The organism is Halomonas sp. DQ26W, assembly GCF_003339685.1.
In the GTDB taxonomy this organism is placed as follows: domain Bacteria; phylum Pseudomonadota; class Gammaproteobacteria; order Pseudomonadales; family Halomonadaceae; genus Halomonas.
On sequence record NZ_QPKI01000003.1, the window covers coordinates 80,535 to 93,283 of the forward strand.

11 protein-coding genes are annotated in these 12,749 nt (G+C 62.5%); 8 read left to right on the top strand and 3 right to left on the bottom strand.

Translation table 11 applies throughout. From position 1 onward, the window contains the following. Positions 1-6 precede the first annotated feature (6 nt). Positions 7-669: a flavin prenyltransferase UbiX gene (locus tag DU490_RS02350; RefSeq protein WP_114572736.1), complete on the bottom strand. Its 663-nt coding sequence runs from the start codon at positions 667-669 to the stop codon at positions 7-9. Beyond that, positions 662-2,041 (bottom strand): UDP-N-acetylmuramate:L-alanyl-gamma-D-glutamyl-meso-diaminopimelate ligase, encoded by a 1,380-nt coding sequence (mpl, locus tag DU490_RS02355; RefSeq protein ID WP_114572737.1) that lies wholly within the window; start codon positions 2,039-2,041, stop codon positions 662-664. The genes DU490_RS02350 and mpl overlap by 8 nt, the downstream gene beginning before the upstream one ends. A gap of 189 nt (positions 2,042-2,230) precedes the next feature. Between mpl and DU490_RS02360 the strand changes: the two genes are divergently transcribed. Next, the gene (locus tag DU490_RS02360) at positions 2,231-3,490 is read left to right on the top strand and encodes a 6-phosphofructokinase (protein ID WP_114572738.1); all 1,260 of its coding nucleotides are present in this window, start codon (positions 2,231-2,233) and stop codon (positions 3,488-3,490) included. A gap of 13 nt (positions 3,491-3,503) precedes the next feature. On the opposite strand, the gene DU490_RS02365 is transcribed toward DU490_RS02360, so the two are convergent. Then, positions 3,504-5,156, bottom strand: coding sequence for a protein kinase domain-containing protein (locus DU490_RS02365; protein ID WP_404872826.1), 1,653 nt, complete (start codon positions 5,154-5,156; stop codon positions 3,504-3,506). A gap of 379 nt (positions 5,157-5,535) precedes the next feature. On the opposite strand from DU490_RS02365, the gene ppa reads away from it, so the two are divergent. From ppa to fis, 7 genes are all read left to right on the top strand, one after another. Continuing rightward, on the top strand, positions 5,536-6,066 hold the full coding sequence (ppa, locus tag DU490_RS02370) for an inorganic diphosphatase (RefSeq protein ID WP_114572740.1): 531 nt from the start codon (positions 5,536-5,538) through the stop codon (positions 6,064-6,066). Positions 6,067-6,329: 263 nt separating this feature from the next. Continuing rightward, a complete protein-coding gene (dsbD, locus tag DU490_RS02375) occupies positions 6,330-8,216 on the top strand; it encodes a protein-disulfide reductase DsbD (protein WP_114572741.1) in 1,887 nt (628 codons plus the stop codon). A 241-nt stretch (positions 8,217-8,457) separates the two neighbouring features. After that, entirely contained in the window at positions 8,458-8,925 is a 468-nt protein-coding gene (accB, locus tag DU490_RS02380; RefSeq protein WP_114572742.1) for an acetyl-CoA carboxylase biotin carboxyl carrier protein, read from the top strand. A gap of 29 nt (positions 8,926-8,954) precedes the next feature. Further along, positions 8,955-10,295, top strand: a complete 1,341-nt coding sequence (gene accC, locus DU490_RS02385) for an acetyl-CoA carboxylase biotin carboxylase subunit (protein WP_114572743.1) — start codon at positions 8,955-8,957, stop codon at positions 10,293-10,295. Between the two features lie 67 nt (positions 10,296-10,362). Continuing rightward, positions 10,363-11,289: a 50S ribosomal protein L11 methyltransferase gene (gene prmA / locus DU490_RS02390; RefSeq protein ID WP_114572744.1), complete on the top strand. Its 927-nt coding sequence runs from the start codon at positions 10,363-10,365 to the stop codon at positions 11,287-11,289. 83 nt (positions 11,290-11,372) lie between these two features. Continuing rightward, on the top strand, positions 11,373-12,416 hold the full coding sequence (gene dusB / locus DU490_RS02395; RefSeq protein ID WP_114572745.1) for a tRNA dihydrouridine synthase DusB: 1,044 nt from the start codon (positions 11,373-11,375) through the stop codon (positions 12,414-12,416). Beyond that, positions 12,413-12,748 (top strand): DNA-binding transcriptional regulator Fis, encoded by a 336-nt coding sequence (gene fis, locus DU490_RS02400; protein ID WP_258801157.1) that lies wholly within the window; start codon positions 12,413-12,415, stop codon positions 12,746-12,748. Before dusB ends, fis begins: the two co-directional genes overlap by 4 nt. The last annotated feature ends 1 nt before the right edge of the window (position 12,749 follow it).

A 12,749-nucleotide genomic window follows, 5' to 3' on the forward strand; every position in this document is an offset into this window, starting at 1 on the left:
GCTTGATCAAGCGCTCTCTCCTCCACTCTTTCCAGCTTCCTGCTCTCCCCAGTGAGGTATCAGCCGATGCTCAATGTCGAGTTGGTTGAGGATCCGGGCGACGATGAAGTCGATGAGATCATCGACTCCTTGTGGCTGGTGGTAGAACCCCGGCGTAGCGGGCAGGATCACTGCGCCAAGGCGGGACAGATCCAGCATATGCTGCAGGTGTATCGACGACAGCGGCGTCTCCCGGGGCACCAGAATCAGCTTGCGGCGCTCTTTGAGCGCCACGTCGGCAGCCCGCTCGATAAGGTTGTTGCTGGCGCCAGTGGCCACTGCCGAAAGTGTCCCGGTGGAGCAGGGGCAGATCACCATGGCCGACGGGGCGCCTGAACCGGAAGCCACCGGGGCCATCCAGTCCTCGCGACCGAAGCAGCGAATCTGGCCTGGCGCCGCAGCGCTATGCTCGGTCAGCGCCTGAGCCAGACGCTCGGGCCGCGCCGGCAACTCCCGGTTGGTCTCGGTAGCGATCACCAGGTGCGCTGCCTTGGAAACCATCACCCACACCTCATGCTCCGCCGCTACCAGCACTTCGATCAGTCGCAGCCCGTATTGGACCCCCGAAGCGCCGGTAATGGCGACGGAGACCGGCGCCTTGAAGCCTTTAAACGATCCCGCCTCAGCCATGCGCCACCTCCAGGGCCTTGAGCAGCTTTTCATGGACGCCGCCGAACCCGCCGTTGGACATCACCACGATACGGTCCAACGGCCTGGCCTCAGCCACCAGCACCGCAACCAGCGCATCGATATCAGTAACCAGCCGGGCGGGCTCGGGGATGGCCGCCAGTACAGGCTCCAGCGACCAGTCGAGGCCGTCAGGCTGATACCAGAAGCTCAGGTCGGCAGCGGCAACGCTCGCTGCCAGCCGATCACTCAAGGTGCCTAGGCGCATGGTATTGGAGCGCGGCTCGATCACCGCCAACAGTCGACCCCGGGTCGTTGCCGCACGCAGCCCTTCGAGCGTTGTCGCGATCGCCGTGGGATGGTGAGCGAAGTCATCGATGACCTGGATACCGGCCACCTCGCCACGCACCTCCTGGCGCCTCCGCGGGGTCTCGAAGCGCGCCAGAGCCGCACAGCCCCTGGCCAGGTCGACGCCGCACGCATGCGCCGCCGCCAAGGCCGCGAGGGCATTGCGTGCGTTGTGGGTGCCAGTCAACGACCAGTCGACTACTGCGTCTTCATCGACTTCCGCCTGCTGGTGGATGACTCGAAAACGGCTCGCATCATCACGTTCCAGCATGAACCTCCAGGGGCTCGAGGGTGCCGCGCCCAGTCGCTCGACAGGGCTCCAGCAACCTTGCTCCAGCACACGGTCGAGGGCGGGTTCATCATCGGCCACCAGCAGTCTGCCTCGGCCAGGCACGGTCCTCACCAGATGATGGAACTGTCGCTCGATGGCGGCGAGGTCGTCAAAGATATCCGCATGGTCGAACTCCAGGTTGCCAAGGATGGCGATTTCGGGGCGGTAGTGAACGAACTTGGAGCGCTTGTCGAAGAAAGCGGTATCGTACTCGTCGGCCTCGACGACGAAGGGGGCATCCGCCGCCCCGAGGCGGGCAGAGAGGCCGAAGTTGCGAGGCACCCCGCCGATCAAAAAGCCCGGCGCAAGGCCGGAAGACTCCAGCAGCCAGGCCAGCAGGCTCGCCGTGGTGGTCTTGCCATGGGTACCCGCGACGGCGATGACCCGGCGCGCCGGCAAGACATGTTCCGCCAGCCACTGGGGGCCGGACACGTAGGGCAGCCCCTGGTTCAACACCGCCTCCACTTCGAGATTGCCGCGGGAGAGCGCATTGCCGACGATCACCAGGTCCGGGCGAGGGACGAGATTGGCCACAGCATACCCCTCGCGAAGCGCGATGCCGGCCTCCTCCAGCTGGGTACTCATGGGAGGGTAGACATCGGCATCCGAACCGCTGACTTCGAAACCGAGCTCGCGCGCCAACAGCGCCAGGCTGCCCATGAACGTGCCACAGATGCCGAGAATATGAAGGTGCATCAGGATCTGACCTTATCGACAGGAAAGCGGGCGCCAACGCCCTGCATGGGAGAGTCGGCAGACTATCATGGCCAGTCGACACGCCTCCAGCGGCGTGCAGTGGCGCTGACTTTCGTCTAGAATAATCCGCCTTTTCGTGAAGCATGAAATGGACCTTTTCCCGCACGAGATCAGGAGCACGCAAGTCCCATGGCCCAGCATAACGCCTTCTATGCCCAGTCTGGCGGTGTCACCGCCGTGATCAACGCCACCGCCTGTGGAGTGATCGAAGCCTGCAAGCGTCACTCCGACCGCATCGGCAAGGTCTATGCCGGACACAACGGCATCATCGGTGCCCTGACCGAGGACCTGATCGACGTCAGCCAGGAAAGCGACGAAACCATCACTGCACTGCGTCATACCCCCGGCGGGGCCTTCGGCTCCTGTCGCTACAAGCTCAAGGATATCGAGACGCACCGCGCCCAGTACGAGCGCCTGATAGAGGTCTTCCGCGCCCACGACATCCGCTATTTTTTCTACAACGGCGGCGGCGACAGCGCCGACACCTGCCTCAAGGTGTCTCAGCTCTCCGAAAAGCTCGGCTATTCCCTTACCGCGATTCACGTACCAAAGACCGTCGACAACGATCTGCCGATCACCGACAACTCACCGGGATTCGGCAGCGTGGCCAAATACATCGCCACCTCCACACTCGAGGCTTCGCTGGATATCGCATCCATGTGCGCCACCTCCACCAAGGTCTTCGTACTCGAAGTCATGGGACGCCATGCCGGCTGGATTGCCGCTGCCGGGGCGCTTGCAGGAAACGGCGAAGGAGAACCGCCCCACCTGATAATTTTTCCCGAGGTGGCCTTCGATCGCGCCCGGGTCATGGCCCGGGTGGAAGAGGCAGTAGAGAAGTATGGCTACTGCGTGATTGTGGTCTCCGAGGGCGCACGCTACGAAGACGGCACCTTCCTGGCCGATTCGGGCAACACCGACGCCTTCGGGCATCGCCAGTTGGGCGGCGTGGCGCCAACCCTGGCAGGCATGGTCAAGCAGGACCTGGGCTACAAGTATCACTGGGCGGTGGCCGACTACCTGCAGCGCGCCGCACGCCACCTGGCCTCGAGGACCGATGTCGAGCAGGCCTATGCGGTCGGGGAGAAGGCGGTGGAGCTGGCCATCGAAGGCAAGAACTCGATGATGCCGGCCATCAAGCGGGTCAGCGAGACACCTTACGAGTGGTGCATCGTAGCCGCACCGCTGGCCGAGGTGGCAAACCGGGAAAAATTCATGCCCGCCGAGTACATCCGCAAGGACGGATTCGGCATCACTGAAGCCTGCCGCCAGTACCTGTCGCCGCTGATCCAGGGTGAGGATTATCCGCCCTACGAGAACGGCCTGCCCAAGGTCGCCCGGCTCAAGCTAGCCAAGGTTGAACGCAAGCTGGAGGAGTTCAAGCTTTAAGAACCGAGCCGACTTACCTTAGCAGCCAGGACAAAACCAGCAACAGCAGCAGTATCCCGGCGATGCCCTGCCAAAAATTGGCCGGCTCGCGCAGCAGCCGCGAGGGCTTCGTCACCCGCCTTCCCCGCCCGCCCTGGTGACGCAACGCATAGAGAAACTCCGACATGCGTCGGAAGCGCAGCGGGCGCTGCGGGTCCAGCGCACGGCGCAGGGTATCGTCCAGTTCCAGCGTGATCTCGGGATTGAACAGCCGAGCACTGCGGTAGCTCAATTGCTCGAGGTCGGTGTGGCCTCGCAGCTGGTTCGGTGCCAGCTCGTAGGGCAGCTTGTCGGTCAACAACCAGTAGATGGTGGACGCCAGCGAGTACTGGTCGCTGCGCCGGCCCACGCTGTCACCCAACGCATATTCCGGAGCATTGTGTTCGCTTAGCCCAAGCTGACGGGCCAACTCGCGGGAGCGACGATGCCCCTCCAGATCCCGCATGTGGCAAGCACTGAAATCGGTCAACACGACCTGGCCATGGGTGTCGATGAGCACATTCTCGGGATGAATCCGCTGATGCAGCAGGTCGCGATGGTGGAGCGCCTGTACCGCCTTGCCCAGTTGGACAGCAATCTCCAGCCGTTGTGCCAGGCTGGCCTGGGGATGGCGCCTGGCCCAGGCGGCCAGGGTCATGCCCTCCACGTAGACCATCAGATAATAGAGATACCGACGCGGACGGGAAGGCTCCATGACCCGGGCCACGAAGGGTGACTTGACCCGCTCCACCACCCACTGCTGCAGCAGGAAGTGCTCGAGATAGGCGTTGCGATTCGAGAGCTCCGGGCTCGGAGCCTTCATCACCATCTCGCGCTCGGAGCGCGTATCACGCACCCGATAGACACGCGACTGGGCGGTGCGCGACAGCACTTCCTGTATTTCCAGGCCATCGATGCGCTCGCCGGGCGAAAGCTCAGGGGGGATCGGCAGGTCGCCATAAATTCGGCCGGGATGGTCACGGCCTTCTTCAGGCAGTTGGTCGATGCGCACCAGTTGAAAGCAGAACTGGTCGGCACCGTAACCACGAGACTGGGCGCGGTCACGCGCTGCGCTGGCCAGCCGTTCGCAGGCGGCATCGAGATCGCTGGCATCCTGACGTATCAGTTGAACATAGTCCGACGGCATCAGCGTACCCCGTACCGCCTGAGTCGTGAACAGAAAGATGTCGCCTTGCTTGAGGGGAAGCTGCATGTAGTCGATGTCGATGCTGCCATCCAACCCCAACGCACGGGACGGATAGCGATACCCACCCAGATCGGTGATATGGTCTCGCGACAGCTGTTCGAATTCCGCCCCACGCAGGCGAAAGACCAGGGTGTCGCCCATGTGGAACAGGTGGGTCTCGCGTGACCGGAAGACCATGGCAGAGAGCGACGAGACATAGCTACCGTCCTCGACGAAGGTACTCTGGCTGTAGCACCAGCCGTTGAGGGCGCGCAGCACACGGGTCGCGGAGGTCTTGACGTCCCAGTGATCGGGCGTGGAAAAATAGTCGGCGAGAAAGCCACGCACGCTCAGATCACCCGCCTGCTTGGCGATGGCGTTGCGCGAGCTGGTATCGCTGATCAGGGCACAGGCCCCCTTCGCCGCGAGCTGCCCCGCCTCATCAGGAATCCGAACCGACATGGAACTGCGGTGGCGACATCGGTCCGGGGCCACGAAGGCCTGACCGACACTTAGTGACAGCTGGAAAGATACCAAGGCACGCTCCTCACGATTGCCGCTTGCGCTATGTTTTGCCAGGTGCTGCCGTCGATCGGCCGGACTGCTACTTGCGCAAGCCATCATACACGCTTGCCACGAGCCAGGCCTGTCAACCAAAGCCCAAAGCCGTCAGCAACAAGCCGATCCATCACCTATGTAGCATTGGTAATCCCCCGCACAGCTCCGTATAATTCGCCGCATTTCAGGCCACCCAGCATTTCAGGCCACCCAGCATTTTCGCCAAAGCATTTTCGCCAAAGCATTTTCGCCAAAGCATTTTCGCCAAACCAAGGAAGCGACGATGAACTTCGACAACATCCCTGCCGGCAAAGATCTCCCCAATGACGTCTATGTGGCGATCGAGATTCCTGCCCACCATACTCCGGTCAAGTACGAGATCGACAAGGAGATGGGCACCCTGCTGGTGGATCGCTTTATGGCCACCCCGATGTTCTATCCGGCCAACTACGGCTTCATCCCACACACCCTGGCCGACGATGGCGATCCCCTAGACGCTCTGGTGGTCACTCCCGTTCCGGTTCAGGCAGGCAGCATCATCCGCGCCCGACCGGTGGGCATCCTGAACATGACCGATGAAGCCGGAGAGGATGCCAAGCTCGTCTGCGTGCCTCACGCCAAGCTGAGCACGCTGTATGACGACGTGAATGAGGTCACCGACCTGCCCGAGCTGCTACGCCAGCAGATCGCCCACTTCTTCGAGAACTACAAGGATCTCGAAAAAGGTAAATGGGTGAAGGTGGAGTCCTGGGAAGGTGCGGACGCCGCGCGCAAGGCCATTGAAAAATCCGTGGCAGCCTACGAGAAAGCCTGATTCCACTTCTCGTCCAGCATGATGCCGCGGGCCGCCTACCAGGCGGCCCGCGGCGTTATCGGCAACCAATCCAGATCGGACGTCTCCCGAGCCGGTGGCGTGATGCGTCGCCAGTGCGACAAACGAACGCAGTCGGGCAGTAACAGCAATGTTCAATACTGTATCGACGTGAGTTATTCTGGCAGTGTCCCTTAAGACGCCTCATGCGCGGAACTCCACATGGTGAAGCGAGTCTCAAAGGCGCTTACCTGACCTGGAAAAGGATGACTAAGTTGCCGATTCACTACCCCGCTCGATGGCTTGCCCTGGTACTGCTCCTGTGCATGCCGCTCGTAGCCAACGCACAGTGGTTCTCCTCATCGAGCAACCAGGGCGACTTCCTGCCGGTCATGGAGGCCTTCCAGCCCAGCGCCTGGCACGACGGCGAGACGCTCTACATCGGCTTCGAAAACGCCGAGGGATATTATCTCTATCGTCACCAACTCGGCGTCGAAAACCGTGACCTCGACCCCGCGCTGGGCGAGCCGATAATTCCGCCGGGTGAGTTCAGGAACGACGAGTTCCTGGGCGACGTCTATGTCTTCTATGACCGGGTCGTGTTCGAAGCCCCCATTGACGGCAATGCCGTCGGTCCGCTGGAGATCACGGTTCGTTTCCAGGGCTGTGCCGACGCTGGACTCTGTTACCCACCTGAGCAGGTCGACCTGCAGGCACCTGAGCGCGCCATGCCTGCCGCCTTCGTGGGGTGGCGAAACGGTGGCGGCACCGGCGACAATGCGACTCGCAACGATTACGCGAGCCGCGCAACGAGCTCAGCCGGCACACTGCAGACGCCACAAAGCGAAGACGGCCGCTTCAATGCCCTGATCAGCAATGCCAGCCTACCGATGACCCTCGGTCTGTTCTTCCTGGCCGGCCTGGCGCTGACCTTCACGCCCTGCGTGCTGCCGATGGTGCCGATCCTCTCCTCAATCATCGTCGGCCAGAATCCGACTCGCCCCCGAGCCTTTGTGCTCTCAGCTAGTTATGTCGGCGGCATGTCACTGACCTATGCCGCCGTCGGTGTGCTGATGGGCCTGTTCGGCGCCGGTCTCAACCTGCAGGCGCACCTGCAGTCGGCTCCGGTTCTGATCGTCTTCGCCGGTCTCTTCACCCTCTTCGCCCTGGCCATGTTCGGCTCCTTTGACCTGCGCCTGCCCCCTAGGCTGGCCGGGCGTGTCGATGCCTGGCAGGTACGCGCCCAGCAGAGCGGCCCACTCGGCCTGGCCGGTGCCGGCTCACTCTCGGTGCTGGTCGTCTCGCCCTGCGTCTCGGCACCGCTGGCCGGCGCCCTGGTTTTCATTTCCACCACCGGAGATGCCATGATGGGGGGCGCCGCCTTGCTTGCGCTGGGTCTGGGCATGGGTGTCCCGCTACTGCTGGTAGGCACCTTCGGCGCCACGGCACTGCCGCGCACCGGCGCATGGATGAACGGGGTCAAGATTCTCTTCGGCATACTGCTTCTTGGCGTGGCGATTTGGCTGGTGGAGCGTCTGCTACCACCCCCGGTCACCTTGCTGCTGTGGGCCGCCCTGGCCATTGGCAGCGCCCTGGCCCTGGGCGCGCTGTCGCTCAATCTCGCACAGGGTTGGCCACGGGTTCGCCAGGCAGCGGGCCTGCTGCTGCTGGCCTGGGGAATCACCCTGGTGATCGGTGCGGCCCGAGGCGCCCACGACCCCCTTCGCCCCCTGGCTCCACCGTTCGCCCAGGCGGGCGGCACCCAGCAAGGGGTCGAGATAACCACCGTCGATGACTTGACCACGCTGGAGGCCGCACTGCAGCGCAATGCCGAGCAGGCGGTACCCACCTTCGTCCACTTCACCGCCGACTGGTGCATTTCCTGCAAGCAGATGGAACGACAAGTCTATCCCGTCCCCCAGGTGGCCGAGCCCTTGTCGCAGTTCGCCCGCATCAATGTCGATGTAACAAGCACCGGCGAGTCGTCTCGCGAACTGCTGGATCACTTCGGCCTGTTCGGCCCACCTAGCCTGATGTTCTTCGACCAGGGCGAAGAGATTCGTGAAGCCCGTATCCAGGGCGAGGTGCGAGCCAACGAGTTTGCCGGTCACCTGCAGGGCGTCCTTGACTGGCTGGGCCAGCGCAGCAGTTGATCCCAGGCCCACCACCCGCTGCCCCAAATCTTGATTGACAGTCGCTATCCGACCGAGATGGCGAACACTGTTCCCTCTGGCTGGACATCCCTCGCAATTTTAGGCACACTTCGCTAATAGCACGCATCAAGGCCAATAGCGTCGGCAATATTCGATATCTTGCCGGGATCTATCGAAAGTTGGCTTGGGTTAACAGCGCCCCCTGCCAGCCGTCACCCTACCCACCGATCGAGACAGAGTCATGGATATCCGCAAGGTCAAGAAACTGATCGAGCTGCTCGAAGAATCCAATATCAGCGAAATCGAGATTCAGGAAGGTGAGGAATCTGTGCGCATCAGCCGACACCCCAATGGCGTGAGTTGTCCGCAGCCCCAGATGCCGCCGCAGTATGGGGCGCCGCAATACGCTCCTGCCGCTCCTGCCGCCACTTCTCCCTCAACGGAACCGGCTGCCGATACGGCACCCCCCTATGAGGGCCACGCCTTGACTTCGCCCATGGTCGGCACCTTCTACCGCAGCCCGGCGCCGGGCTCGAAGCCCTTCGTGGAAATCGGCTCCAGCGTCAAGAAAGGTGAGACTGTGTGCATCGTCGAAGCCATGAAGATGATGAACCAGATCGAAGCCGATTGTGATGGCGTGGTCGAGGCAATTCTGGTCGAGGACGGCGAGCCCGTTGAATTCGACCAGCCGATGCTCGTCATCTCCTGATCTTTCACCCAGAACTGGCGGACTCCATCATGCTGGACAAGGTTCTCATCGCCAACCGCGGCGAGATCGCTCTGCGTATCCTGCGTGCGTGCAAGGAACTGGGCATCAAGACCGTGGCCGTTCACTCCAAGGCAGACCGTGAACTCATGCACGTGCGCCTGGCCGACGAGGCCGTGTGTATCGGGCCGGCGCCCTCGGCTCAGTCCTATCTGAACATCCCGGCACTGATCAGCGCCGCGGAGGTCACCGATTCCAGCGCCATACACCCCGGCTACGGCTTCCTCTCCGAGAACGCCAATTTCGCCGAGCAGGTGGAACGCTCCGGTTTCGTCTTCATCGGCCCGCGGGCCGAGACCATTCGTCTTATGGGCGACAAGGTCAGTGCCATCGAAGCCATGCAGGTAGCCGGCGTGCCCACGGTACCCGGCTCCGATGGCCCACTAGGCGATGACGAAGGCGATATCGTTGCCATTGCTCGACGCATTGGCTACCCGGTGATCATCAAGGCCGCCGCCGGCGGTGGCGGCCGCGGCATGCGAGTGGTACATACCGAAGCCCACCTGCTTTCGGCCGTCAATGTGACACGCACCGAGGCACACTCCTCCTTCGGTGACGGCACCGTCTACATGGAGAAGTTTCTCGAGAAACCGCGCCATGTCGAGGTACAGGTACTGGCCGATGGCCAGGGCAATGCCATCCACCTATACGACCGCGACTGTTCACTGCAGCGACGCCACCAGAAAGTTCTGGAGGAAGCTCCAGCACCCGGTATCGACCCCGAGGCACGGACCCGGGTGCTGGAGGCGTGCCGCCAGGCTTGTATCGAACTCAACTATCGTGGCGCAGGTACCTTTGAATTCCTCTACGAGGATGGTGAATTCTTTTTCATCGAGATGAACACCCGGGTACAGGTCGAACACCCCGTCACCGAGATGGTGACCGGAATCGACATCGTCCGCGAGCAGCTTCGCATCGCCTCCGGACTGCCGCTGTCGATCAGCCAGGAAGACGTCAAGCTCAACGGTCATGCCTTCGAGTGCCGCATCAATGCCGAGGATGCACGCACTTTCATGCCCTCTCCCGGAAAGGTGACGCTTTATCACCCTCCCGGCGGCCTCGGCGTGCGCATGGACTCGCATCTGTATACTGGCTATACGGTACCCCCACACTACGACTCGCTGATCGGCAAGCTGATTACCTGGGGCGACAATCGCGAGATCGCCCTGACTCGCATGCGCAACGGACTCGATGAGCTGCTGGTGGAAGGCATCAAGACCAATATCGACCTGCACAAGGATCTGGTTCGCGACGGCTACTTCCAGCAAGGTGGTGTAAACATCCACTATCTGGAAAAGAAGCTCGGCAGTTGAGCCCGGCTTTCGATCCCGGCGGGGTGGCCCATGGCCACCCCGCCTGCGTTACGCACGGAGAACTACCATGCCCTGGCTGCAGTTGAAGGCTCGCATCGCCCCGGAACAGGCGGAGTTGCTCGAGGAACTCCTTATGGCAGAAGGTGCCACCGCCATCACCCTGCAGGACGCCCATGACGACCCCGTCTTCGAGCCCGAGCGAGGCACCACGCCGCTATGGGACGAAACCGTGCTGACCGGCCTGTACGACGACCTGGAGGGCCTCACGGCCATGCTAGAGCGCCTGACAGTAGCCTGGGGCCAGGCCATGCCAGGCGAACCCTGTCCGGAAATCGAGCACGAACTCCTGGCCGATCGGGACTGGGAGCGGGAGTGGATGGACGATTTCCAGCCCCTCCGCATGGGCCAGCGGCTGTGGATCGTGCCGAGCTGGCACGAGCCTCCCGACACTGACGCGGTCAACCTGCACCTGGATCCGGGGCTTGCCTTCGGCACCGGCACCCACCCGACCACGGCGCTCTGCCTGGAATGGCTGGACGGTCTGGCCCTTGTGGACGAGCTGAGTGGACGAGACATACTCGACATTGGTTGCGGCTCAGGCATTCTCGCCATAGCAGCCCTCAAGCTGGGTGCGCGCCAGGCCATCGGCACCGATATCGATCCCCAGGCGCTGCAGGCCAGTCGGGACAATGCCTCCCGCAACGCGATTGCCGAGGACGACTTGCGCCTCTGCTACCCTGAGGAGCTGGTTGAAGTTGGCACTAGCGCAGCGACATTTCCGGTGGTGATTGCCAATATTCTGGCCGGCCCGCTGATCGAAATGGCAGCGACCGTTGCTGACCACGTGGCTCCCGCCGGCCGACTGGTACTGTCGGGCATCCTCGAAAGCCAGGCCGACGAAGTGCTCGATGCCTACCGAGAACAAAACCTGGTCATGGAGGAGCCTGAAATTCGCGAGGGATGGGTGCGTCTAAGCGGTCGGCGCCCGGCCTGAGCCGGGTACAACACCTATTGGCACCTTCACCATCAGTCCCCGGGGGCGTATGATATGCAGCCCCCGAGCCACTGGACCGCATCATGTCCGATAGCCGCCCCTTGCCACAGATCGGCCGACATCGCCTCCCCAACCGTGTGGTTCTGGCGCCCATGGCCGGCGTGACCGACCGCCCCTTTCGGCAGCTATGCCGTCGACTCGGAGCCGGCCTCGTGGTGGGCGAAATGGTGACCTCGGACCCTTCGTTGTGGCATACCCGCAAGTCCCGCCAGCGCCTGGATCACCGAGGTGAGCCAGGCCCCCGCACGGTGCAGATTGCCGGTGGCGATGCGGCGATGCTCGCCGAAGCCGCCCGACTCAATGCCGAGCGAGGGGCAGAGATCATCGACATCAACATGGGCTGCCCGGCCAAGAAGGTGTGCAACAAGGCTGCCGGCTCGGCACTCCTACGCGACGAAGCCCTGGTGGCCGAGATTCTCGAGGCAGTAGTAACCGCGGTGGACGTACCGGTGACGCTCAAGATCCGTACCGGCTGGTGTGCCGACAGCAACAATGGAATACGTGTGGCCCGACTCGCTGAAGCGGCTGGCATCCAGGCGTTGGCGGTACACGGCCGTCACCGCCAGCAGCGCTATAGCGGCGAGGCTGAGTACGAAACCATCGCCGATATCAAGTCAAGGGTGAGCATTCCGGTGTTTGCCAACGGTGATATTGATTCTCCCCAGAAGGCCGCCTTCGTTCTCGACTATACTGGAGCGGATGCGGTAATGGTCGGTCGCGGCGCTCAGGGCAATCCCTGGCTTTTCCGCGAGATCGATTATTACCTCCGCCATGGAAAGGCAATGCCCCCTCCCGTGGACCGCGAGCGCGCCGACGTATTACTTGGTCACCTGTCAGCCCTGCACGCCTTCTACGGAGAGACAATGGGTGCGCGCATTGCGCGCAAACACCTCGGTTGGTATCTCGCCTCGGACCCTCGCTTGAGCGAGGGCCGGCAGCGAGAGCTACGCGCTGCCTTCAACATCCTGGAGCACCCAGCCGAGCAGTATGACTTCATCCACGACCTCTTTTGCCCCGGGAGAGACCCAGCCAAGCCCGGGGCAGCGAATGGAATCAGTGCCGCATGAATCGTGAAGCCTTCAACCGGAAACCCGACCTGTCGGATATTGACATCGGTCCTTGCGCCGAGCTGGACGGGCTCGAAACGCCGACCTCATCGTCAGCATCGGTAGAACAGCCGCTGCGTGAAGCCGTGGATTGTGCCATGCGACGTTACTTCGACCACCTTGACGGCGGTACTGCGACCGATCTCTACGCCATGGTAATGGCCGAGGTCGAGGCGCCGCTGATGTCTGCCGTGCTGGATTATACCCAGGGCAACCAGACACGCGCCGCCGAGATCCTGGGCCTCAATCGTGGCACGCTGCGCAAGAAGCTCAAGCAGCATGACTTGATCTGAT

Coding starts and splice junctions, on each gene's coding strand:
- fis (WP_258801157.1), top strand. CDS start 12,413: ATGAATCGTGAAGCCTTCAACCGGAAACCCGACCTGTCGGATATTGAC.
- ppa (WP_114572740.1), top strand. CDS start 5,536: ATGAACTTCGACAACATCCCTGCCGGCAAAGATCTCCCCAATGACGTC.
- accB (WP_114572742.1), top strand. CDS start 8,458: ATGGATATCCGCAAGGTCAAGAAACTGATCGAGCTGCTCGAAGAATCC.
- DU490_RS02360 (WP_114572738.1), top strand. CDS start 2,231: ATGGCCCAGCATAACGCCTTCTATGCCCAGTCTGGCGGTGTCACCGCC.
- dsbD (WP_114572741.1), top strand. CDS start 6,330: ATGACTAAGTTGCCGATTCACTACCCCGCTCGATGGCTTGCCCTGGTA.
- mpl (WP_114572737.1), bottom strand. CDS start 2,041: ATGCACCTTCATATTCTCGGCATCTGTGGCACGTTCATGGGCAGCCTG.
- prmA (WP_114572744.1), top strand. CDS start 10,363: ATGCCCTGGCTGCAGTTGAAGGCTCGCATCGCCCCGGAACAGGCGGAG.
- accC (WP_114572743.1), top strand. CDS start 8,955: ATGCTGGACAAGGTTCTCATCGCCAACCGCGGCGAGATCGCTCTGCGT.
- DU490_RS02350 (WP_114572736.1), bottom strand. CDS start 669: ATGGCTGAGGCGGGATCGTTTAAAGGCTTCAAGGCGCCGGTCTCCGTC.
- DU490_RS02365 (WP_404872826.1), bottom strand. CDS start 5,156: ATGTCGGTTCGGATTCCTGATGAGGCGGGGCAGCTCGCGGCGAAGGGG.
- dusB (WP_114572745.1), top strand. CDS start 11,373: ATGTCCGATAGCCGCCCCTTGCCACAGATCGGCCGACATCGCCTCCCC.